This is a genomic window from Winogradskyella ursingii (genome assembly GCF_013403975.1).
GTDB lineage: Bacteria > Bacteroidota > Bacteroidia > Flavobacteriales > Flavobacteriaceae > Winogradskyella > Winogradskyella ursingii.
In genome coordinates this window covers 214,836-237,182 of sequence record NZ_JABFDH010000006.1, presented here as the reverse complement: position 1 = coordinate 237,182, position 22,347 = coordinate 214,836, and the positions used below count along the sequence as shown (strand labels likewise).

Sequence of the window (22,347 nt, the reverse complement as noted above, 5' to 3'; positions counted from 1 at the left end):
AAATTGAAACTTTTAAAATCAAATGAGCTAATGTGATCTCATTATCTAATACTCAAATTCTCAGAAAAAACAGCTAACGTGTCAGAACCTGATCCAGTTAAGCGCTGTATATAAACTTCAATTACATCTCCGGGAGCAAGGCTCACACTAGCATTTAAGGCAACATTCTGAATTTGACTATCATTATCAATGTAAACAACTGCGTTTGATTCCGTAATTAAGGTACCGTTTTTAGCCACAATAAAAGCATAAAAATTTCCTGGAGCGTTGCTCACTCTTACTGATAAAGACGCATTAATTACAAATTCACGTTGTTTTACACCGTCATACTGCAAGCCATTTCCTCCACCAACAGCATTAAATCTAAATAAACTATTAGCTGTAAAAGATCCATTACCTTGAACTTCTGTTGCAGTTCCATTAGTGATAGTTTGTGTAAAACCGGTCGTTAAGGCACCATTAAAATAAAAATTACCTGATGCGGATAAGTCTGCTTCCAATGGAATACCAGGACAGTTTACAAACCACTTCTTAGTAAAACTATATCCTGTAAAAGAACCAACCGTATATCTGTTAACAAAAGTAGTAGATGTTCCTGTAAAGGCAGTACCTAGTATAATTCCAGAATTTACCGTGGGATTAGAACTCACATCTATACCAAAATCACCTAAATCAACATTCGAAAAACCACTTACCTTCTCAATTAAATCAAAAGTGCCTATAAACGTTTCATAGGTGCCGCTATTACTTGACAACCATCCTAAATTATTTAATAAAATGTCATCAATATTTTCGTAAGTTATACCATCGGAATTGCCAGCAAATTGAACAATATTAAAAAAGAGTAATGAAAATCCTTTTATGGTTCCTACAGATGTAGAGTTTGCAACGATACTACTTTGCAGTACAAAAGTTTCACTATTTGAAGTATCGTCCAAATCAAATATAGTACCACCTGGAGCAGACAAGGTAACATTTCGTATACTACCTCCTTTATTACCCATAAACAAGGTACCACCAAGCCTTGCCAACACATCTTCATTAGTATCTAAACCAATTAAATAAGCACCATTAAGATTAACAGGTGTGGAAACAACTACCGTACCATTTATCTCATAAAGGGTGTTTTCATCTAACGTTATTACTCCTCCACTTGGTGCTGGTAAATCTGCTTCAGTCTTTACCAATACATAATTATTTCTTTTCTCCGCATTACCCAATTGATCCCATGTGCCAGCTTGATAATAATAAAAAGAGCCTTGATCTAAATCATAAACCAAAAGTCCTTCTGCTGGATTTGAAATGCCGGTACGCTGTGCAGTGGACATCCTTGGTGCCAACATACCCTGAGTTGTGGATTGTACATCTAAAATAGATGAAGGATCGGGACTAGTCGTTCCTATACCAACTTGAGCTTGAGACAAATAAAACGTAAGAAAAAATACAACGAAAAAAGTAGGGTTTTTCATCTTTAGGGTAAATTTAGGGGTTGCTTAACTGGGCAAATCTAATGATTTTTCGTTAAAATGCAAATAATACCGATGAAATATTAAAATTATTTTTATATTGCACGCGTTATTAAAGTCACAAAACCCCAAATTGTGTTATTATGCGCCATATATTTTTATTCATTTTTACCTTCGTATTTTTAGTTTCTAACGCGCAACTAAGTGTGAGAAATGATGCCTTTGTCTTTGTTAAAGACGAGGTTGTTTTTGTAAAAGATGATATTAATCTCAACGAAGCAGATTCAAAAATTTATCTTAGGGAAGCATCTCAATTGGTACAAGGTGATGGTTTAACAGGTAATTCTGGCATTGGTGAATTAAGTGTTTACCAAAATGGAACTGTAAACCAATGGACCTACAACTATTGGTGCTCACCTGTTGGCGGCATTTTGAATGCAAATAATTCAAACAATGCATTTCGTGTAAATCAAACGGATGATCCCTTATTAGCAACTACAGATCCTATTGATAGTCAAAACAGTAATTTCACTCCTAATGCAAATGGTTTCGCTAGTCCGTTGACTATTTCTAACAGTTGGTTATGGACATTTGTGGCGTCAGATTCTTATAGTGACTGGGTTTATGCAGGTAACTCAGGCGATATTGCACCAGGTTTAGGCTATACAATGAAAGGGATTGGCACAGCTGCTGCTGGTAATCAAACCTATGATTTTAGAGGTAAACCAAATAATGGAGACATTACAAATACAGTTTTAGACGATCAATTTACTTTAGTAGGAAATCCATACCCAAGTGCTATGGATGCTGCTTTGTATATACATGATGCTGATAATGTTGCGGCCATTAATGGCACATTATATTATTGGGAACAAGATGGCACCACAAATTCTCATTATCTTGAAGATTATATTGGTGGATATTATGAATTTACAATCAACGCGGCAGGTGATATGATTACAGATACTCCAGCAGCTTTTAAGACTTATGATGCTCAAGATAATGTTTACCCTTTAATGACTCCAAGAGATGGCGTAAAATCAGCAGGACGCTATATCCCAATAGGTCAAGGTTTTATGGTTAGAGGTGAAGTTGGTTCATCTGGTACAGTTTATACCAAAAATTCACACCGTGTTTATGAGAAGGAAGGTGCTGATAGTTATTTTTTCAGAAATAACAATGACGAAGTTTCAAAGAGTGAGAGTGATATTAAAACTGAAAGAATTCAAACACAAGATAATGGCCTAACTCTAGTGCCAGATGATTATATGCGTTTTAGAATTAATGTAGATTTTACAGTGAACGCCGCACAATACACGAGACAATTAGTTTTGAATTTTCATGAGAGTGCCACTGATGGTTTTGATAGAGGCTTAGAGTTAATTCGTGCAGAGAATTATCCGAATGATGCTTATTTTAAATCGGAAGGAAGAGTTTTTTCCGGACAAGCTTTTCCGTTCGAAGACAACCTAACCATACCTTTAACACTTGATATTGAAGTCGCACAACCTTTACGTTTCAGAATTTTTGATATTCAGAATTTCGAAGATACTCAAGGCATTTATTTGCACGATTTGGCAAATGACACGTATGCAGATTTGAGACAACAAGATTATGAAATCAATATTTTACCTGGCAATTATTCTAACAGATTTGAAATTGTATTTGTTCCTCAAGATTTATTAAGTATTGAAGACTCACTAATTAATACATTAAAAATCAGACAAGACAACACTAACAAACAATTAACCATTCTGAATCCAAATAATTTGGAGATTGCTAAGGTTGAAGTCTTTGATATTACAGGTAAAGTAATTACAAATCAATCTTACGACACTATAAAAAACAACTATAAACTTTCGACGGCAAATTTTAGTGAAGGTGTATATGTAGTGAATGTGACTTCAGTTGACAATAGCAGTCAAACACAAAAAATAATTGTTAAGAATTAACAAATTTCTTTAAAACAGAAACCACATAATCCAATTCATCTTTAGTATTAAACTTACTAAAAGAAAATCTTACGGAAGGCTTCTTCAACTTTTCATTATCCAAAATAGCTGAAAGTACGTGAGATTGCTGGTTACTTCCACTTTGACATGCACTGCCCTTAGAACACGCAATTCCTTTTAAATCCAATTGAAATTGAAGCATTGGTGCTTTTTCTGGAGTTATCGGCAAACAGACGTTTACTAAAGTGTAAGTACTATTAACTTTGTCTTCACAACCGCCATTAAAACTAACTCCGGATATTTTCTTCTTTAACGCTGAAATGAAATGTGATTTCAATCCCTTAATATAGCTGCTTTCAGTTTCGAGGTTTTGATATGAAATTTTTAAAGCCTCATCCATACCAACAATATTATGTATGGACTCCGTGCCAGCTCTATAACCACGCTCTTGTTCACCGCCAAAAATAAGGGGTTTTAATCCTGATTCTTTTCTTATGAAACAAAAACCAACGCCCTTAGGACCGTGAAACTTATGCGCACTTGCTGCTAAAAAATCTATTTTAATGTCTTGTAAGTCTAAATAGTAATGGCCAACGGATTGCACGGTGTCGGAATGAAACAATGCGTTATTAGATTTACATAAATCCGCTACTCGCTTGATGTCAAGGATATTTCCGATTTCATTGTTAATATGCATTAAACTGACTACAGTTTTATCTTCAACTTTTAATAATTCTTCAAGATGATTATGATCTACCACTCCACATGAATCCAGATTAACATACTCAACTTTAACGTTATACTCTTTTTGCAGCTGTTCAACAGTATGCAAAACTGCATGGTGCTCAATTTTTGAAGTAACAATTCTTTCAACACCCAAATCTCTCACAACACTGCGCAAAGCTAAATTATCGGCTTCTGTACCTCCAGAAGTAAAAATTATTTCTGCAGCGGAAACATTAAAATAGCCTGCAATATTTTTGCGACATTGTTCCAATAAAGCTTTTGCAGAGCGCCCAAAACTATGCGTAGACGAAGCATTACCATAATTTTCATTTAAAACTTTAGTCATTCGTTCAATCACCTCAGGTCTAAGGCTAGTTGTGGCAGCATTGTCAAGATAAACGTGTTCCATATCACAAAAATATCGTAAATAAAATTATTTAGTCAATCCCACGTTATAATTTTACAAATCGGTTATTTTTGTTCAAAACTTAAAGCTATGCATCGCCTTATATTATTTACTTTTTGCCTTCTTTGTCTATCTACTTGTGACGACGGAGATATAATTAATGTTGATCTGGAATTTGATGGAAATTTAGAGGTGTGCGAAAATATTACTTCAGAATATATTGTTTACGATATAAATACTGACCCTAGTGAATCTTTAAGTCTAATTTTCCCAAGAACAGCTGATGATGAATTGTTGTTCAATCCGATTGAAACACCTTATGTGCGCACTTATTCAATAAACGGTGGTTCAGTTAGATTTAACTATAGAACCTATAATCAAACGCCAGAATTTTGCAACTCTATTCCAGATCCTGATATTATGATTCTTGAAGATTATGAAGCAAATGGTGGGACAGTTACGGCAATAGCTACTTTTATAGATAGCGATGATGACGGCATACCAAACGAGGATGAAGGTGCTGACCCAAATGGTGACGGTGATTTTTCAGATTCATTGGACACCGATGGTGATGGTATCTTTAATTACATTGACCGTGATGATGATAATGATAATGTATTTACAGAAGATGAAGATGACAATGAAGATGGTGACAACAACCCTTTCACAAACCCAAGAGATACTGACGGTGATGGTATACCAGACTACTTAGAAAATGACGATGATGATGATGGCACACCAACCAGACTTGAAGACGAGGACGAAGACGGAAATCCACTTAATGATTTTTTAAACGATGGTGATGAGCTACCGCGTTACCGTGATAACAGTACAAATCAGGCCTTTGGAGAAACACCACTAAGAACTAACTTTTTTACAAGAACAATTACAACAACATTCACTATAGATAATTTAGGCTTAGAAATACTGAATGCGCAATTCTTGGATTTTGGCACTTATGAAGAAACTATAACTTCGGAAGTTTTTGATCCAAACGAATAAGGCTATGCCTCAACATTTTGAAATATCCGCACCTCAGTTGCACCGATGCCATAGGTCTTAAAATCGGCGTCGTAAAATTGGATGTTATTATAACGGCTTAACAATGTTTCCAATTCCTGCTTTAAAACGCCTTCTCCAACTCCGTGGATAAACACCATTTTTGGGATGCGCTTTCTAATGGCAAATTCCAGCTGACCCCTTGCGGTATCTAACTGTAGATTAAGCATATCAAAATTGGTCATGTTTTTAGTGGATTCGGTTAAATTATGAATATGCAAATCCACCTCAAATTTTGGAGCATGTCGTTCTTTCGGTTTTACAGTCGATACGTTTTTTCTTTTTTTTGATTCTTTTTCTCGCTTTACCTCTTCAATGTCAGAATCAAAAACAGCACTTCTCAGAGAGCTTTTGTTTCTGGAAAGCATCAATTCATTAGCCTCAAACTGAAGTTCAAACCCATCGTCGTCTTCAATCGTGATTGTACCATCTGAAATATTGATAATCTCACCAGAAAGATCATCATCGATGGTTTCTACTCTATCTCCTATCTTCATCATCTTTTTCTGTTTTTATTAATGTTTCCTCTTCTTCCTTCTCAAATTTACTCGGAATGTTTCTTGAAGTTCTATAAATCCCAAACATCAATAAAATAAGTCCGCCCATTAGCAGATACATATTTTGTTGTTCTTCTGCTTGTGCGTAGAGTGCCACTGCTCCACCAGCAATTATACATACGGTATTTATGAGTCTGGATATATTCATTCTTTAAAATTCAATTTAGATGACAAAAATAAGACTTGCATAATTTACAAAAGCAATTTTAATACTATTTAGCAAATTCTTAATTTAGCATTATGATTTTAGCTGTAAAAGGTTTGGACGATTATATGTTGCCATGTTTATGGAAAAAAACATTTAACATAGACTGCCTAGGTTGTGGCATGCAAAGATCCATTGCATTGATGATTAAAGGTGATTTTATTGCTGCACTATATATGTATCCCGCTATTTATTCATTAATCATAATGTTTTTGTTCTTGATGTTACACATCAAGTTTCAATTTAAACATGGTCATAAAATTATTCTTGTGCTTTTTATTGTAAATATTAGTATAATTGTAATAAGTTTTATTATAAAAACCTTCTAAATCAACTAAAAATGGAAAAACAACAATTACCTAATGCAACCTTAGTCCTAGTAATGGGAATATTATCTATAATAGGTTGCTGCTGCTATGGATTACCTGGATTAATTTTTGGAATCGTCGCGGTTATCTTGGCAGGAAAAGCAACTAATATTTATAAAGAAGCTCCTGAGAACTACTCTGGTTTTGGCAACGTAAAGGCTGGAAAAATTATGGGAATCATTGGGATTGTTTTAAGTGTTTTAATGGTCATTTACATCATATGGGTTATTTCCTATTTTGGATGGGAAACAATTCAGAATCAAGAATTAATGCAAGAACGTCTCGAAGAGATTATGGGACAGCAGTAATTGTGTACTATATAAATTTAAAAAAGCGATTTTCAGTTGTGAAAATCGCTTTTTTTTATGTTGTCATTTCTTATCTAAGCTTCAAACTCCTTAAGGGTCTTTGTAATTATTGAGACACATTCCAAAAGTTCATCTTTTGTCATTACCAAAGGTGGAGCAAAACGAATGATGTTACCGTGCGTTGGTTTTGCCAATAAACCATTATCGCGTAGCTTCAAACAAATATTCCAAGCTGTGTCACTATCCTCATCATCATTAATCACTATAGCATTTAACAAACCTTTTCCCCTAACCAAATTCACGATAGAGCTAGTTTCAATATATTTATTCATCTCACTTCTAAAAAGTTCACCTAACTGAAATGCATTTTCTGCTAAATCTTCATCTCTCACTACTTCTAAAGCTGCAATAGCAACAGCTGCAGCTATCGGGTTACCACCAAATGTACTACCATGATTTCCGGGACGAATCACATTCATGATTGGGTCATTTGCCAATACGGCTGAAACGGGGTATGCACCTCCAGATAAAGCTTTACCAAGTATCAAAATATCTGGCTTAACCTCTGGTGTACCTGAGCAATTTTTGTTTTCGCAACTACAGTTTCCACAAGTCGCCAAAAGTCTTCCTGTACGTGCAATTCCTGTTTGTACTTCGTCTGCAATAAATAACACATTGTATTTCTCACATAGTGCCTTAGCTTCAGTAAGATAATTTTCACTTGGCACATAAACACCTGCTTCACCTTGTATTGGTTCTACTAAAAAGCCTGCAACGTTTTTATTGTTTTTTAAAGTTTCTTCTAAAGCTTTAAGATTATCATATTCAATTTTAATAAATCCGTCCGTATATGGCCCAAAGTTCTTTCGGGCAACAGGATCATTACTGAAAGATATGATTGTTGTTGTTCTTCCGTGGAAGTTATTTTCGCATACTATTATTTCAGCTTCATTTTCATCAATCCCTTTAACCTCATAAGCCCATTTTCTACAAATTTTAAGAGCGGTTTCAACAGCTTCCGCGCCAGTGTTCATTGGTAGTAATTTGTCGAAATTAAAATATTCTGATGCGAACTTTTCATATTTTCCAAGCATATCATTATAAAACGCACGCGAGGTTAAACTCAGTGTTTTCGCCTGATTATACATCGCATCTACAATCTTGGGATGACAATGTCCTTGATTTACCGCAGAGTATGCTGAGAGGAAATCGTAATACTTCTTGCCTTCTACATCCCAAACATGCACTCCTTCTCCTCTGCTTAAAACTACAGGTAACGGATGGTAATTGTGCGCACCATACTTGTTCTCTAAATCTATCGCTTGTTGCGACGTGAGTTGCTCTAAAATAGCCATTCTAAATAAAATTTTAATATGAATAAAATGTCCATTCCTTCATCACCTTTATTCTTTCAGAGGTTCTGCGTACCATGATTTGAAGTTATGGTGAAACCTAGAAAAAGCAGCGTGGGAGAGAAATCATCCCTAGAAGGTGTAAATTTAGTAAATTCCTTTTTGAACAAAAAATAGAAGATTAACTTTATCCAATAACATTCCCAAAAATGCAGTTATCTTTGCAGCCAAATTAAAATAACACATGCCGAGAAGAGAGCGTAATAAATTTGTAAAACGAGGTGAGATTATTGAAATCGCCATTGAGGACTATGCTTTTGGAGGAAAAGGCATTGGACGTATTAGAAATGAGCATGGTGAATTTGTGGTTTTTGTACCCAACACGCTACCTGGGCAACTAGTTAAAGCACAAGTAAAAAAGAGCAGTAAGAAATATGCTGAGGCAAAATTGTTGGACGTTCTCAAATCTTCTGAAGATGAAATTGAAATTTCGTTTCAAGATATTCCTGGCGCACCTTACATACAATTACCTATTGACAAACAGCATGAGTTCAAAAAACAGAGTACTCTAGAGTTGTTTAAACGCATTGGAAAAGTTTCAGATATAGAAGACAAATTTGATGAATTTGTAAAATCCCCAAACACCTTCCACTATCGCAATAAAATGGAATATGGCTTCTCTGCCATCGGATATGATAGGGAAGCAAAAACGGACGTAGATGAATTCACCCTAGGTTTTAAAAGACGTGGGCTCTGGTGGTGTGGAGACAATCTGGAAAAAGATTCAGGACTTTTTGATGCTGAGTTCGAAAATCATCTAAAAGATATACGGGAATATTGCAAAGCTACTGGTTTGGCTCCATGGCACGCTCCAAAAAAGGAAGGATTCTTTCGTTATTTTGTAGTTAGAAAATCCTTTAAAACGAACGAGTTGTTATTTAACCTTGTAACGACCTCGCATGGTTTAAATGAGTTTAATTTGGATAAATTCGCCAATTACTTGGTCCAATTATTCGGAGATCGCGTAGCTGGATTACTTCACACAATTAATGATGAAATTGGCGACAGAACCATTGCTACAACCGGCAGTATAAGTCTAATTTATGGTAAAGAAAAAATAGTTGAAGAACTTCTAGATCTTAATTTTGAAATCAGCATGAAAAGCTTTTTTCAGACCAATCCGAAATGTGCCGAAAAGCTCTATTCAAAAGTTGTGGATTACGCGTTGGAAAATAAAGAAGCGATTGATAATACAGTAGTTCTTGATTTATTCTGTGGTACAGGCACTATTGGACAAATCATTGCGAATAAAGCAACTAACACCAAAATAGTTGGCGTCGATATCGTTGCCTCCGCAATTAAGGACGCAAAAGAAAATGCTAAAAGAAATGAAATTGATGGATTGAAATTTTATGCGGCAGATGTGGGCAAATTTTTGAATGAGCATCCAGAATACCAAAATAAAATCAGAACCATAATTTTAGATCCTGCGCGTGCTGGCATTGCACCCAAAACCCTTAAAAAAATAATAAACCTCAATGCAGAACGTTTGGTTTATGTATCTTGTAATCCTGCAACGCAGGCGAGAGATACAGAGCAACTAATGCAATCTGGTTACGAGATTAAAAAACTTAGTTTGGTTGATCAATTTCCGCATACATCTCATATTGAAACAGTTGTTTTGTTTGAAAAAGGTTAATGTTGATTGTTTATTCGTTGATTTGTTAATTAGTACATGAAAACATATTCATTTGAAAAATTAGAAGTTTGGCAAGAGTCCGTTTTACTTGTTAAACTGATTTACTCAATTACAAATTCTTTTCCTTCTGAAGAAAAATTTGGTTTAGTAAGTCAATTACGACGAGCATCGATATCAATAGCTTCTAATTTGGCTGAAGGTACTTCAAGAAAAACCCAAAAAGACAAAGCACATTTTACAACAATTTCATTTAGTTCTGCTATGGAAGTATTAAATCAACTTATAATCAGTAAAAATTTAGACTTTATTGGCGAGAATGATTATATATCAGCTCGCAAAAAAATCGAAAAGATAACGAATATGCTTAATGCGTTACGAAACTACCAACTAAACAAATAAACGCATCAACTGAACTTATGAAGTTAGTAAATAGAATAAAAACTACAATACCTATAGGGATAGCACTGTTATTGGTAATGACCTTAAATGGTTGTGAACGCGACGATATCTGCGCAGAAAGCACTCAAACCACACCACGCTTGCTAATTGAATTCTACGATGTGACCGATCAAGAAAACCTGAAGAGTGTAACCCGATTGACTGCTTATGGTGAAGGTCTTGTTGAAAACCCTCCACTAGAATCTAATGATGCCACGTTGGTTTTTAACTCTAATGTCGACGCACTTGAATTACCGTTGAGAATAGGTATTGAAAACGAAACTTCGACAACAAGGTTCATCTTAGAAAAAGACACGAATCTAAGATTAGACGAAAATGAAGCTACAGCATCCAATGTAGACATTATTGAAATTAATTACACTAACATTTTTGAATATGTCTCGAGAGCTTGTGGCTATAAAAGTATTTTTACAGATTTAGTAGTAACGCGAGAGCTTGATGAGGATAATTGGATAGACAATATCAACATAGTTACAACAACTATAGAAAACGAAAACACCGTACATGTACAGATATTTCATTAAAAGCGCAGTTCTATTGCTTTTGTTTTCTACAATTGCAATTGCCCAAAACCAAAAAGAAACGGTAAAAGATACTCTTGTTTTTAAGCAGAAATACGGTCTTAGACTGGGAGCCGACATTGGTAAAATTGTCCGATCATTTGTCGATGACGATTACACAGGTTTTGAAATTGTGGGAGATTACAGATTAAGCAAAAAGCTCTATTTGGCTGGAGAATTAGGAAACGAAGAAAGAACTTTAATTAGTGAATCTATAGACAATACAACTAAAGGAAGTTATTTTAAAGCTGGTGTGGACATCAATTTCTATACAAATTGGTTGGACATGGAGAACATGATTTATAGTGGCTTAAGAATAGGTGCGACAACCTTTAGCCAAACCCTAAATAGCTATGGAGTGTATAACGTTAACAATCAATATTGGAATGAACAGATTACCATAAACCCAGATACAGAGTTTAAAGGTCTAACGGGATTATGGACAGAACTTCAAATTGGTCTTAAGGCAGAAATCTTTAATAACTTCTTTGCAGGCGTTAATGTACAATTAAAGTTTTTAGTCGCTGAAGATCAACCTGGTAATTATGAAAACCTTTATTTACCCGGGTTTGGCCGTACTTACGACAGCAGTAGTTTTGGTGCTGGCTTTGGGTATAACTTATCTTACCTAATTCCTATATTTAAGAAGGATAAAATTGTAATTGAGGAAAAAGAAGTTGAAGAGTAAGAAACTATTACTTTTAACATCAATTTTCCACTTCAACATGGATTTCATTTAAAAATGAATTAAAAAAACTGGCCTATAACAAACTATAAAACCAGCTTTTTACTTACTCAAATTAATTAAGGTAATATTTTTAATCTCCAATCGCTGGGTTAAACATCGCAAAAATACCGTCTGGATTTTCTAACATGGTCCATACATGTAATTGCCATTGTCCCAATTCTTCATTAAAATGCCATACGTCCGCAGAACCTGTAAATCCTTCTGGTGGAGATCCTGGGTTTTCAGGATCCTCAGGTATGATTGAGTATTCAATAGCTACCATTTCCATCACTCCACCTTCATTTGGTGCGTATAATATGACTTCAGGATTCAATAGATCGAATGTAGTATCTATTAAAGCTGGATTAATAAAATGATGTCCCATATTAGGAACATAACCTGAAGCATCAAAACGACCTTCGTTAGTTGCAACATTGATATCTACATATGCAGAAGTAGCAGATTTCACCTCATTTACCTCAACTTCCCATGCCTCTAATTCTGGGCCATTGTCATCATCCTTTGAGCAGCTTATAGCTAGTAAACTCAAAAGAGCTAAACTTAAAATTCTTAATTGTGTTTTCATTTTTTATAATTTTTTTGATTAATACAAAGTTGTAATTTAATGTTGCTAAGGGTTAAAATTCATGTCGCAAAGCTTAACACATTTGTTTCAAAAGTCCGATAAAACCTATTGATACAACATGAGTTACAGTCAATGAAACAATAGTGTTAGTACTATTGACTCACAATCTTCAATTTTGAAGGACCAATCTGCTTATTAAGAATTTTTAGTACCTTTTTAGTGGGTTTGAAAACAAACCAATAAATGAAAAAGCGCTTCTCATTTTTTCTATTCATATTCGTGTTGAATTATTTCAACGCGCAAGAGGTTTACGAATTGGACACTAACTATCCTGTTCATGATTTACAGTCTCAACTGAAAGTTTATCCAGATTCATTAAACAATTTTACACCCAATGATATTCTAAGAGCTGATAATCTTAATTATTTAAAAGGCTCAGAGTTACCAAGATATCTTAGTGTTGGGACAACGTATTGGGGCAAACTAGAAATTGAAGCACCTGAAAAATTACAGAACTGGACTCTTCATCTTGAAGATAAACATATCGGACCACCCGCTTGGACCAAAAGTAACGGCAAGGTAGATATTTATGGATTTGTGAATGGCGAGCAAATATTCCATAAAAAAGCAGGTGTCGAGTATGCTAAATCTGAACGAGATGTTGATGCGCACTGGGCGCTCAATCAAGTTTCACTATCGGATTTACCCACTAATACTGCAATCACGCTGATCATTAAAGCTCAAGGTAATCAGATTGGTTATCCAGCATACTTTAATTTGTCTGCACGTAGTCCTTCACAGCCTAATTACCACAAACTTTTTAGCTTTCAACGCAGCTTTAATCTGTTTTTCTTTGGAGTTACTTTTATGATTTTTCTATACCATTTATTGCAATTTTTCTACCTCAAGGAAAAAGTATATTTATGGTTTTCAGTTTGGCTTTTATTCTGCACTTTAACCCAAGCTATGACAGTTGGATTTATTCTAGGCTCTATTCCTAATTTTAGATTTTCTGTTTTTGTTTTAATTGCTGGCGGAGTATTTTATACATGGTGGTATTTTGGACGGTCCTTCGTAAACTCTAAAATTAAATTTCCAGTTTTGGATAAGGTCATGTGGGTCATGGCGAGTTTAGTTTTAATCGAAATTATCTTGGCATCCATTTATGGAGCCATATCACCATCTTCAGTATTTATGACCAATGTTGGCTATCATTATATTTTCTTAATGATATATTCTGTGGCTAGTTTAATCGTTTCAATTATTCTATTAACCAAGAACGATCAATTTGCCAAATACTTTGGATTTGGTTCGCTTATAGGATCTACTTTTTTAATCATTGGGCTGTTTTGGTCAATGGGCTATATTACACCTATACAATATTTTGACCCTTATGCCACGGGAATATTTTTACAGATTATAATTTATTCATTCGGAATTGCGTACAGGCGGCAAGTGCTCAATAAAGCTAATGAAGCCGAACGACTTGATGCCCAAAGAACCTACGCCGAAATGCAACGGGTCAAAGACTTGGACGAAGTTAAAACCAAATTCTTTGCAAATATTAGCCATGAATTTAGAACACCTTTGTCTTTAATTTCTGGACCGATGCAATTTGCAAAACAATCTAAAACCACAGAAAATGGAGATGTAGTGCTTTCAAAAAAAACAGTGGATATTATAAGTAATAATGCTGAACGACTTCAAAATTTAATAGATCAGCTTTTGGAACTTTCAAAATTAGAAAGTGGAAATATTCATTTAAGCTTAAAACAAGGAGGGTTAATTCAATTTATAAAATCCATAGTGTTTTCATTTGAAAGTATGGCCGAACGTTCCAATATAAGTCTAATTACCAGTTTTCCAGAAGAAATAAATATAGCATTTTACGATAGGGATAAATTGCAGAAAGTGCTAAGCAATTTAATATCTAATGCTTTTAAGTTTACACTCAAAGGTGGCATGGTGAATTTTTCCCTGAACTATGATGATACACACTTTACAATTGTAGTTTCTGACACAGGTATTGGTATGTCTGCAGAAGAAATGAATCATGTTTTTGAACGATTTTATCGAAGCGAACGCACAGAGACAAAGGGGTCTGGTATTGGCTTGGCATTGACTAAAGAAATCATTGACATCCATAACGGACAAATTAATATTAATAGCAGAAAAGACAAAGGCACCACTATTAAGGTGAGGCTACCCTACACCATGGAGAATCTTCCTAAGGATATTTCTGTGGTTGCGAATTCTAAAGCAGTGGATTATTCTGAAACCACAATAGACGATTTTCTTGATGATTCAAAAATTGATGATAAAGTATTTAATTCAAAAGCCAAGGATAAATTAATATTAATCGTTGAAGACAATGCTGATTTAAGGGATTTTATAACGAATATATTGGGAGAAAGTTACCAATTGTTAGTGGCCGAAGATGGATGGCAAGGTGAGCGCATGGCCATTGAACATATTCCAGATTTGATATTATCTGATGTAATGATGCCAAAAAAAGATGGTTACGAAATGTGCCATTCCTTAAAACTAAACACCAAAACGAGTCATATACCAGTGATTCTTTTAACTGCAAAAGCAGGACATACCAATAAAATGGAAGGTTTAAATCAAGGAGCGGATATTTATTTAACAAAGCCTTTTCATGCGGATGAACTATTGATCAACATCAAAAATCTCATTGCTAATAGAGAACGACAATGGAACTACTTCAAGGCTTCAGACCTGGCAAGTGTAGATGATTTAGAACTGAGTAATTTAGACAACCAATTCTTGCAAAAATCCGCAGCATATATAAAAGAAAATATAGATAACGAAAACTTGAGCGTTGAGGATTTAGCCGGTGCCGTTGGCTTTAGTCGCTCACAATACCACAGAAAGCTAAAAGCTTTAGTTAATAAATCAGCAAATCAACTGATTGTTGAAATACGTTTGAATGAAGCCCATAAGATGTTGACGCAAAAGGAAGGGTCTGTATCTGAAGTCGCATATTCAGTGGGCTATTCCAACCTTTCCTATTTCACCAAAAGCTTTAAAGAGAAGTTTGGTCAGTTACCAAGTAAGATATAACAATTAAAATCAATCTATTATGAAATCAATTTTCGCATTAGCCCTAATTACAATTTTATTTACAAACTGTAAAAACGAACAAAAAACACAAGTTAAAGAAGGCTATGTGTCAGGAGAAGTTACTGAAGACACGTCAAAAAAACACGGCAAATATTTAGTAACTGTAATGGATTGCAATACTTGCCACACACCAAATATTATGACGGAACAAGGACCAAAGCCAGATATGAGCAGGATGTTATCAGGTTATCCTTCGGATAGACCAAAACCAACATTTGATAGTGAAATTGTAATGAAAGGTGTACTGTTTCCACATCCAGACTTAACTGCTGCTATGGGACCTTGGGGAATTTCCTTTGCTGGTAATTTAACACCAGATAACACAGGAATAGGGACATGGAGTTTAGAGCAGTTTACTTTAGCGATGCAAAAAGGAAAATACAAAGGTTTAGAAGGTAGTAGAACATTGTTACCGCCTATGCCGTGGCAATCTTATGCAACACTCAGTGAGGCTGATATTGAAGCCATATACAACTACTTAAAATCTATTGAACCTATTGAAAATATTGTTCCTGGACCAATACCACCAAAATAGTTTATTTAGACAAATAATCTAAAACATTAGACTCAATGCGGTTTTGAATATCTGAAACATCTGCTTTTACAAAAGTTTCACCAGTAATGTTCTCATAAAGTTCAATATAACGGTCGCTAACGGTTTTAATATAATCATCGCTCATTTCAGGCACTATTTGACCTTCCAATCCTTGAAATCCGTTGCTAATTAACCATTGACGAACAAATTCTTTTGAGAGTTGTTTTTGCGCTTCCCCTCTATCCTGTCGGTCTTGATAACCTTCCGCATAAAAATAACGTGAGGAATCCGGTGTGTGGATTTCATCTATTAAAACAATTTTTCCGTCTTTCGTTTTACCAAATTCGTATTTGGTATCTACCAAAATCAATCCTCGTTCTTCTGCGATTTCTGTACCACGCTGAAAAAGCTTTCTGGTATAATCTTCAAGAACTTCGTAATCGTCTTTTGATACGATACCACGTTTTAATATATCTTCTTTTGAAATATCTTCGTCATGATCTCCCATTTCAGCTTTTGTAGCTGGAGTGATAATAGGTTCAGGAAACTTGTCGTTTTCTTTCATACCATCTGGCATTTCAACTCCGCATAGCTTTCTTTTACCTAATTTGTATTCGCGTGCGGCATGGCCAGACATGTAACCACGGATTACCATTTCTACCTTATAAGGCTCACACAAATGCCCAACGGCTGTGTTAGGATCTGGAGTCGCTACCAACCAATTCGGAACCAAATCTTCGGTTTCTTTCATCATCTTTGTCGCAATCTGATTCAGGATTTGCCCTTTGTACGGAATGCCCTTTGGCATAACCACATCAAACGCTGACAATCTATCTGTAGCGACCATGACCAATTGCTCGTCATTTATATTGTAAACTTCACGCACCTTACCTTTATAAACACTTTTTTGGTTTGGAAAATTGAAGTTGGTATTTGTTATTGTGTTACTCATTCTATATTTAAACGTTATTCGTTTAACTGTTTATTTGCATACCTGTAAACTGTTACTGCAAACTACGACTAGTTCCTAATCTCTATTCTCAATACTTTTATAAGCTGCAATCACTTTCTTAACTAATTTATGACGTATAACATCTTTATCATCTAAATAAATGACTCCGATACCTTCAATGTCTTTGAGCACCAGAAGTGCTTCTTTTAGTCCAGAAATAGTACGACGTGGTAAATCAACCTGACCAGGATCTCCAGTTAATAGAAACTTGGCGTTTTTACCCATACGAGTCAAGAACATTTTCATCTGTGCGTGCGTAGTATTTTGCCCTTCGTCCAAAATTACAAATGCGTGATCGAGCGTACGACCTCGCATAAATGCCAATGGAGCGATTTGTATGACGCCTTTTTCAATATAACTTTCTAACTTTTCGGCAGGTATCATGTCCCTAAGGGCATCGTATAAAGGTTGCATATATGGGTCTAACTTTTCTTTTAGGTCGCCTGGAAGAAATCCGAGGTTTTCACCAGCCTCAACCGCAGGACGCGTGAGTATTATACGTTTTACCTCCTTATTCTTTAAAGCTCTTACAGCTAATGCCACTCCCGTGTAGGTTTTACCTGTACCGGCTGGGCCAATAGCAAACACCATATCGTTTTTACGCATGCTTTCTACTAGTTTCCGCTGATTGACCGTTTGCGCTTTTATTAACTTGCCTCCAACACCGTGGACAATAACCTCACCGCTTTTTGCAGATGTATTGTAATCGTCGCTACTATTGCTAGTTAATATGCGTTCAATTACATTTTCATCAAGCTTATTGTATTTGCCAAAATGTTGCATGAGCATAGTCATTCTTTGGTCAAACTGTTCGAGAAGATCCTCGTCACCATAAGCCTTAATTTTATTGCCTCTGGCTACAATTTTGAGTTTAGGATAATATTTTTTTAGGAGTTCAATATTGGCGTTCTGTGCGCCGAAGAATTCTTTTGGAGTTATTTCTTCGAGTTCTAGGATAAGTTCGTTCAAAAGCGTGCTGTATTTAGTGTTTTAATCTGTTTTCTTTTATTAGTTTTGTGTACGTATTGTTTAACAACAAAGCTAACAATTTTACAACCATAATTCTTAAAAAAATATCAACAATCAATCCATGGCAATAATCACTTTAACGACTGATTTTGGCGAAAAAGACCATTTTGCCGGTGCCATAAAAGGTGCTATTTATAGCGAACTTTCGGATGTGAGAATTGTAGATGTATCACATTCTGTTTCGCCTTTTAATATTTCTGAGGCCGCCTATATTATTCTGAATGCTTACAGCAGTTTTCCCAAAGGAACGATACATATTATCGGAATCGATTCTGAATTAAGCCCTGAAAACAAACACATTGCAGTCAGTCTGGATGACCATTACTTTATATGCGCTAACAATGGCATTATGAGTATGATATGTGCAGAAATTGCTCCAGCTAAAATTGTAGAAATCAACATTCACGATAAAATTGAAACCAGTTTTCCCGTACTTGATGTCTTTGTAAAAGTGGCATGCCACATTGCAAGGGGTGGCACATTAGAAGTGATCGGAAAAGTTATTAACACAATAAAGCCTATTAAAAATTTAATTCCTTTTGTTAATGACGAGCAAAATCAAATTATTGGTAGTGTAATTTACATAGATAACTACGGAAATGTAGTCACCAATATTAAGCGTAATTTTTTTGAGAATATCCAAAAAACGCGTGATTTTGAAATTTCCGCACGCAACCATAAATTCAAAAAAATACATCAAAAATATAGCGACATTGTTAATTTTGAAATCGAGGAAAATAAAAGAAATGACGAGGGCAAAGGCTTAGTCGTATTTAATTCCTCAAATTATTTAGAAATCGCAGTATACAAGAGTAACTGTAGTACGGTTGGCAGTGCATCTACCTTAATGGGCTTAAAAACTATGGACACGGTTACTGTTAATTTTTTAAAATCTTAAAGTTTGTTAGTAAGAATTGTAAAAATGAGTTTTGAACTTTCCAAGATTGAAGAATTCTTGGCTAATTTTGAAGCGAACAAACAAAAAATTCGGAATTTTGATGGATGTCAATTTTTAGAATTGTACAGAGACCAAAACAATACAAACATTTTTTTTACGTATAGTTATTGGGACTCTGAAACAGAACTTAATAATTACAGGTATTCTGAATTATTTAAAACTATTTGGGCTAACACAAAGCCATTGTTTAATGCAAAGCCTGAAGCTTGGAGTGTAGATAAAATTGCTTCACTCAAATGATGGAGACATTTACATATCTTAAATACTGAATACTTAAAACAATGCTAGCAATCCTTAAAAAAGAAATCAACACCTTTTTCGCCTCACCAATCGGATATTTGGTCATTGGTGTCTTTCTTTTGCTCAACGGGCTATTTTTATGGGTATTTAAAGGTGAATTCAATATTTTGGATTCTGGTGTAGCAAGTTTGTCATCCTTTTTTTTGTTGGCACCTTGGATTCTTATTTTTTTGGTACCTGCAGTCACAATGCGCAGTTTTAGTGATGAAAAAAAACAAGGCACTTTAGAGCTTTTAGTAACCAAACCCATATCACATTTTCAGATTGTATTGGGTAAATATTTTGGTGCTTTGGCATTGATTCTCTTGGCTCTGCTTCCCACTCTACTATACGTATACAGCGTCTCGCAATTAGGTAATCCCAAAGGAAATATTGATATGGGCAGTACCATAGGTTCTTACTTCGGTCTACTTTTTTTAATCGGTGCCTATACCGCAATAGGCGTGTTTTCATCTACCCTATCGGACAATCAGATTGTGGCTTTCATTATTGCTATATTTATCTGTTTCTTTTTCTATTTCGGTTTTGAGGGAATTTCAAACTATAATCTATTTGGAGACCTCGTATATCTCGAAAATTTAGGCATGGCAGCACATTATAACAGTATGAGTCGTGGTGTTATTGATACACGCGACCTTGTTTATTTTATTAGTATAGCCGTGGCTTTTTTAATATTCACCAAACTTAGAATCCAAAAACAATAATCATGATTATCACACCTTTTTTAGTCATTTTTATGATTGTGGTATTTGTGCTGCTCTTTTTGTTTTTAAATACAGTTGACAAGCGTAAATGGCTTACCGCACTAATCAGCTTGGTCTTGACGCCTTTTGTATATTTCTATGTATTTTATCCCTTTGTGAATATTGTAAGCAATTACCATCACCAAAAATATTTTAATAGTGAAACTTGGAAAGAACAACCTTCGTTGCGTTATGAAATGATTGACAACACTATAGAGTCCGACACGCTCATCGGAATGTCGAAAGAACAAATTAAAAATCAATTGGGTCAATATGAATGGTTATCCTGGAATCCTTTTACCAATAGCCATGACAACAAGAAATGGAATTACGCACTAGGTATTGAACCTGGAGCTTTTAATAGTGAAAAGGAATGTGTTGAGCTCACTTTTAAAAACGATATAGTTGTCCAATTGAAACATTATCAAGATGCAATTAGCTACGATGAAAAAGAATAAGAATCTTACATATGCACTCGTAACAATCGTTTTGCTATTGCTCGTTAATTTCATCGCGAGTAAGGCCTATCAACGTTTTGACCTGACAGAAGATAACCGCTATACACTATCTGAAGTTTCCACAAATTTGATAAATGATTTAGAGTCACCTCTAATTATCGATGTATTTTTAGAAGGTGATTTTCCATCGGAATTTAGATTACTTCAAACGGAAACAAGACAGATTATTGAAGAATTTCAACTTGAAACAAACAATTTAGTTGTCAACTACATTAATCCTATTGAGGATGAAGAAACACGACAACGCAATATTGAAGAGCTGACAAAGTCAGGTTTAGAACCTTATATCAACACCGATAACAGTACAGGAAAAGTGACTCAGGATATCATATTTCCTTGGGCTTTTGCCAGCTATAAAGATAAAACGGTAAAGATTCCACTACTCAAACGAAGTATAACAGAACCATTACCAGAGCAAATAGCCAATTCCATACAATCTTTGGAATATGCTTTTGCTGATGCTTTTAATAAACTCGTTAATCCCAAAGCCAAGAAAATTGCCATATTAAAAGGCAATGGAGAACTGGGCGATATTTATATTGCTGATTTCCTAAAAACGCTTCAACCGTACTACAATATTGGCCCATTTACTTTAGATAGTGTTAGCACGAATCCACAAGGCACATTAGAAAATTTAGAACAATATGATTTAATTGTTGCGGCCAAGCCAAGTATAGCATTCACCGAAAACGAAAAATTGGTTTTGGACCAATATACCATGCATGGCGGAAAAAGTCTTTGGCTCACCGAATCGGTTATTATGGACAAGGACAGCCTTTATAATACCTCAAGAAGTGGCGTGTCCATTATTAAAGATTTAAGATTGAATGATTTTTTCTTCAAATACGGTGTACGCGTTAATCCGAGTTTAGTCAAAGATTTATTTTCGGCACCGATTATGCTGGCCATTGGCGAAGGTAGCCAAGCACAATTGCAACCCATACAATGGCAATATTCACCATTGGCATCATCCAACCCAAACCATCCGATTAGCAAAAATCTTAATTTGGTTAAATTTGATTTTGCTAGTCCTATCGATACACTAAAGAACGATATTAAAAAAACGGTATTGTTAGAAAGTTCACCAAATTCAAAGTTGGAAGGTGTTCCTACAACCATTTCATTAGCAGACGTGACCAAATCGCCTGAAGAAGCTTCATATAATTCTGGGCCACAAAATTTAGCTGTTTTATTAGAAGGGAAATTTACTTCAGTTTACGATAAGCGTGTACTTCCATTTAAAGTGAATGATTTTAAATCCAAAAGTAGACCTACAAAAATGGTGATCATTTCTGATGGTGACATCATAAAAAACGAAGTGGTGCGCAACAGACCGCAACAATTGGGTTTTGACCAATTATCAGGAAAGGAATTTGGCAACAAGGAATTTTTATTGAACACGGTGAACTATCTTTTGGATGATAGCGGACTTATAAACATTAGAGGCAAAGAAATCAGCGTTGCATATTTAGATACAGAAAAGGTGGCTGAAGAAAAGGGTACTTGGCAACTCATAAATATTGCCTTACCATTAGTGCTATTAGTACTATTTGGATTTGTTTTTAACTACTTTAGAAAACGAAAATACACGCGATAATAGGTCCTCTTTTTCATTATACATTTCCTGCATTTGCGGGATTTTTTTGTTAATAAGTTTGTTTTAGAAAACCCTACTATT

23 protein-coding genes are annotated in these 22,347 nt (G+C 35.1%); 15 read left to right on the top strand and 8 right to left on the bottom strand.

The features are described 5' to 3' along the window. Window positions 1-41 precede the first annotated feature (41 nt). Complete coding sequence (locus HM983_RS15400; RefSeq protein WP_179346629.1) at window positions 42-1,469, bottom strand: cell wall anchor protein; 1,428 nt, start codon at window positions 1,467-1,469, stop codon at window positions 42-44. 140 nt (window positions 1,470-1,609) lie between these two features. On the opposite strand from HM983_RS15400, the gene HM983_RS15395 reads away from it, so the two are divergent. Beyond that, the gene (locus tag HM983_RS15395) at window positions 1,610-3,418 is read left to right on the top strand and encodes a T9SS type A sorting domain-containing protein (RefSeq protein ID WP_179346628.1); all 1,809 of its coding nucleotides are present in this window, start codon (window positions 1,610-1,612) and stop codon (window positions 3,416-3,418) included. Here HM983_RS15395 and HM983_RS15390 read toward each other — a convergent pair. Further along, entirely contained in the window at window positions 3,408-4,553 is a 1,146-nt protein-coding gene (locus HM983_RS15390) for a cysteine desulfurase family protein (RefSeq protein ID WP_179346627.1), read from the bottom strand. The genes HM983_RS15395 and HM983_RS15390 overlap by 11 nt on opposite strands. A gap of 87 nt (window positions 4,554-4,640) precedes the next feature. Between HM983_RS15390 and HM983_RS15385 the strand changes: the two genes are divergently transcribed. After that, a complete protein-coding gene (locus tag HM983_RS15385) occupies window positions 4,641-5,552 on the top strand; it encodes a hypothetical protein (RefSeq protein WP_179346626.1) in 912 nt (303 codons plus the stop codon). 2 nt (window positions 5,553-5,554) lie between these two features. On the opposite strand, the gene HM983_RS15380 is transcribed toward HM983_RS15385, so the two are convergent. Both HM983_RS15380 and HM983_RS15375 read right to left on the bottom strand, forming a co-directional pair. Next, complete coding sequence (locus HM983_RS15380; RefSeq protein ID WP_317166973.1) at window positions 5,555-6,109, bottom strand: Smr/MutS family protein; 555 nt, start codon at window positions 6,107-6,109, stop codon at window positions 5,555-5,557. After that, window positions 6,090-6,314 carry a hypothetical protein gene (locus HM983_RS15375; RefSeq protein ID WP_179346625.1) on the bottom strand — a complete coding sequence of 75 codons (225 nt, stop codon included), beginning with the start codon at window positions 6,312-6,314 and terminating at the stop codon, window positions 6,090-6,092. Before HM983_RS15375 ends, HM983_RS15380 begins: the two co-directional genes overlap by 20 nt. A gap of 92 nt (window positions 6,315-6,406) precedes the next feature. On the opposite strand from HM983_RS15375, the gene HM983_RS15370 reads away from it, so the two are divergent. Further along, window positions 6,407-6,700, top strand: coding sequence for a DUF2752 domain-containing protein (locus HM983_RS15370; protein ID WP_246277531.1), 294 nt, complete (start codon window positions 6,407-6,409; stop codon window positions 6,698-6,700). An 11-nt stretch (window positions 6,701-6,711) separates the two neighbouring features. After that, window positions 6,712-7,047 carry a CCC motif membrane protein gene (locus HM983_RS15365; protein ID WP_179346624.1) on the top strand — a complete coding sequence of 112 codons (336 nt, stop codon included), beginning with the start codon at window positions 6,712-6,714 and terminating at the stop codon, window positions 7,045-7,047. 74 nt (window positions 7,048-7,121) lie between these two features. Here HM983_RS15365 and rocD read toward each other — a convergent pair whose 3' ends face one another. Continuing rightward, window positions 7,122-8,402 carry an ornithine--oxo-acid transaminase gene (rocD, locus tag HM983_RS15360; protein ID WP_179346623.1) on the bottom strand — a complete coding sequence of 427 codons (1,281 nt, stop codon included), beginning with the start codon at window positions 8,400-8,402 and terminating at the stop codon, window positions 7,122-7,124. A gap of 241 nt (window positions 8,403-8,643) precedes the next feature. On the opposite strand from rocD, the gene rlmD reads away from it, so the two are divergent. From rlmD to HM983_RS15340, 4 genes are read left to right on the top strand one after another with little or no spacing between them, the layout of a single operon-like run. Then, on the top strand, window positions 8,644-10,098 hold the full coding sequence (rlmD, locus tag HM983_RS15355; protein WP_179346622.1) for a 23S rRNA (uracil(1939)-C(5))-methyltransferase RlmD: 1,455 nt from the start codon (window positions 8,644-8,646) through the stop codon (window positions 10,096-10,098). Between the two features lie 36 nt (window positions 10,099-10,134). After that, window positions 10,135-10,497, top strand: a complete 363-nt coding sequence (locus HM983_RS15350; RefSeq protein WP_179346621.1) for a four helix bundle protein — start codon at window positions 10,135-10,137, stop codon at window positions 10,495-10,497. A 17-nt stretch (window positions 10,498-10,514) separates the two neighbouring features. Beyond that, entirely contained in the window at window positions 10,515-11,081 is a 567-nt protein-coding gene (locus HM983_RS15345) for a DUF6452 family protein (RefSeq protein ID WP_179346620.1), read from the top strand. Next, window positions 11,062-11,805: a DUF6048 family protein gene (locus tag HM983_RS15340; RefSeq protein ID WP_179346619.1), complete on the top strand. Its 744-nt coding sequence runs from the start codon at window positions 11,062-11,064 to the stop codon at window positions 11,803-11,805. The genes HM983_RS15345 and HM983_RS15340 overlap by 20 nt, the downstream gene beginning before the upstream one ends. A gap of 130 nt (window positions 11,806-11,935) precedes the next feature. On the opposite strand, the gene HM983_RS15335 is transcribed toward HM983_RS15340, so the two are convergent. Then, on the bottom strand, window positions 11,936-12,430 hold the full coding sequence (locus tag HM983_RS15335; protein ID WP_179346618.1) for a hypothetical protein: 495 nt from the start codon (window positions 12,428-12,430) through the stop codon (window positions 11,936-11,938). A gap of 243 nt (window positions 12,431-12,673) precedes the next feature. Between HM983_RS15335 and HM983_RS15330 the strand changes: the two genes are divergently transcribed. Both HM983_RS15330 and HM983_RS15325 read left to right on the top strand, forming a co-directional pair. Then, on the top strand, window positions 12,674-15,514 hold the full coding sequence (locus tag HM983_RS15330; RefSeq protein WP_179346617.1) for an ATP-binding protein: 2,841 nt from the start codon (window positions 12,674-12,676) through the stop codon (window positions 15,512-15,514). A 19-nt stretch (window positions 15,515-15,533) separates the two neighbouring features. Beyond that, window positions 15,534-16,109, top strand: a complete 576-nt coding sequence (locus HM983_RS15325) for a c-type cytochrome (RefSeq protein ID WP_179346616.1) — start codon at window positions 15,534-15,536, stop codon at window positions 16,107-16,109. Between the two features lies 1 nt (window position 16,110). Here HM983_RS15325 and HM983_RS15320 read toward each other — a convergent pair whose 3' ends face one another. After that, on the bottom strand, window positions 16,111-17,061 hold the full coding sequence (locus HM983_RS15320) for a phosphoribosylaminoimidazolesuccinocarboxamide synthase (protein ID WP_179346615.1): 951 nt from the start codon (window positions 17,059-17,061) through the stop codon (window positions 16,111-16,113). Between the two features lie 75 nt (window positions 17,062-17,136). Next, complete coding sequence (locus tag HM983_RS15315; protein WP_179346614.1) at window positions 17,137-18,090, bottom strand: PhoH family protein; 954 nt, start codon at window positions 18,088-18,090, stop codon at window positions 17,137-17,139. A gap of 121 nt (window positions 18,091-18,211) precedes the next feature. Here HM983_RS15315 and HM983_RS15310 point away from each other — a divergent pair, with 121 nt between their 5' ends. Genes HM983_RS15310 through gldG form a run of 5 tightly spaced genes read left to right on the top strand, consistent with a single transcriptional unit; the run spans window position 18,212 to window position 22,266 of the window. Then, entirely contained in the window at window positions 18,212-19,048 is an 837-nt protein-coding gene (locus tag HM983_RS15310; protein WP_179346613.1) for an SAM hydrolase/SAM-dependent halogenase family protein, read from the top strand. Between the two features lie 3 nt (window positions 19,049-19,051). Continuing rightward, window positions 19,052-19,348: a putative quinol monooxygenase gene (locus tag HM983_RS15305; protein ID WP_179346612.1), complete on the top strand. Its 297-nt coding sequence runs from the start codon at window positions 19,052-19,054 to the stop codon at window positions 19,346-19,348. A gap of 41 nt (window positions 19,349-19,389) precedes the next feature. After that, the gene (gene gldF, locus HM983_RS15300; RefSeq protein WP_179346611.1) at window positions 19,390-20,112 is read left to right on the top strand and encodes a gliding motility-associated ABC transporter permease subunit GldF; all 723 of its coding nucleotides are present in this window, start codon (window positions 19,390-19,392) and stop codon (window positions 20,110-20,112) included. Window positions 20,113-20,114: 2 nt separating this feature from the next. Continuing rightward, window positions 20,115-20,609 (top strand): hypothetical protein, encoded by a 495-nt coding sequence (locus HM983_RS15295; RefSeq protein WP_179346610.1) that lies wholly within the window; start codon window positions 20,115-20,117, stop codon window positions 20,607-20,609. Continuing rightward, window positions 20,581-22,266, top strand: a complete 1,686-nt coding sequence (gene gldG, locus HM983_RS15290; RefSeq protein ID WP_246277530.1) for a gliding motility-associated ABC transporter substrate-binding protein GldG — start codon at window positions 20,581-20,583, stop codon at window positions 22,264-22,266. Before HM983_RS15295 ends, gldG begins: the two co-directional genes overlap by 29 nt. Window positions 22,267-22,347 lie beyond the last annotated feature (81 nt).

Bases quoted from the DNA above. Each gene is read 5' to 3' on its own strand.
- HM983_RS15340 (WP_179346619.1), top strand. From the start codon at position 11,062: ATGTACAGATATTTCATTAAAAGCGCAGTTCTATTGCTTTTGTTTTCT.
- HM983_RS15375 (WP_179346625.1), bottom strand. From the start codon at position 6,314: ATGAATATATCCAGACTCATAAATACCGTATGTATAATTGCTGGTGGA.
- HM983_RS15350 (WP_179346621.1), top strand. From the start codon at position 10,135: ATGAAAACATATTCATTTGAAAAATTAGAAGTTTGGCAAGAGTCCGTT.
- gldG (WP_246277530.1), top strand. From the start codon at position 20,581: ATGCAATTAGCTACGATGAAAAAGAATAAGAATCTTACATATGCACTC.
- rocD (WP_179346623.1), bottom strand. From the start codon at position 8,402: ATGGCTATTTTAGAGCAACTCACGTCGCAACAAGCGATAGATTTAGAG.
- HM983_RS15320 (WP_179346615.1), bottom strand. From the start codon at position 17,061: ATGAGTAACACAATAACAAATACCAACTTCAATTTTCCAAACCAAAAA.
- HM983_RS15335 (WP_179346618.1), bottom strand. From the start codon at position 12,430: ATGAAAACACAATTAAGAATTTTAAGTTTAGCTCTTTTGAGTTTACTA.
- HM983_RS15345 (WP_179346620.1), top strand. From the start codon at position 10,515: ATGAAGTTAGTAAATAGAATAAAAACTACAATACCTATAGGGATAGCA.
- HM983_RS15310 (WP_179346613.1), top strand. From the start codon at position 18,212: ATGGCAATAATCACTTTAACGACTGATTTTGGCGAAAAAGACCATTTT.
- HM983_RS15295 (WP_179346610.1), top strand. From the start codon at position 20,115: ATGATTATCACACCTTTTTTAGTCATTTTTATGATTGTGGTATTTGTG.
- HM983_RS15325 (WP_179346616.1), top strand. From the start codon at position 15,534: ATGAAATCAATTTTCGCATTAGCCCTAATTACAATTTTATTTACAAAC.
- HM983_RS15390 (WP_179346627.1), bottom strand. From the start codon at position 4,553: ATGGAACACGTTTATCTTGACAATGCTGCCACAACTAGCCTTAGACCT.
- HM983_RS15400 (WP_179346629.1), bottom strand. From the start codon at position 1,469: ATGAAAAACCCTACTTTTTTCGTTGTATTTTTTCTTACGTTTTATTTG.
- rlmD (WP_179346622.1), top strand. From the start codon at position 8,644: ATGCCGAGAAGAGAGCGTAATAAATTTGTAAAACGAGGTGAGATTATT.
- HM983_RS15380 (WP_317166973.1), bottom strand. From the start codon at position 6,109: ATGATGAAGATAGGAGATAGAGTAGAAACCATCGATGATGATCTTTCT.
- HM983_RS15385 (WP_179346626.1), top strand. From the start codon at position 4,641: ATGCATCGCCTTATATTATTTACTTTTTGCCTTCTTTGTCTATCTACT.
- HM983_RS15330 (WP_179346617.1), top strand. From the start codon at position 12,674: ATGAAAAAGCGCTTCTCATTTTTTCTATTCATATTCGTGTTGAATTAT.
- gldF (WP_179346611.1), top strand. From the start codon at position 19,390: ATGCTAGCAATCCTTAAAAAAGAAATCAACACCTTTTTCGCCTCACCA.
- HM983_RS15370 (WP_246277531.1), top strand. From the start codon at position 6,407: ATGATTTTAGCTGTAAAAGGTTTGGACGATTATATGTTGCCATGTTTA.
- HM983_RS15395 (WP_179346628.1), top strand. From the start codon at position 1,610: ATGCGCCATATATTTTTATTCATTTTTACCTTCGTATTTTTAGTTTCT.
- HM983_RS15365 (WP_179346624.1), top strand. From the start codon at position 6,712: ATGGAAAAACAACAATTACCTAATGCAACCTTAGTCCTAGTAATGGGA.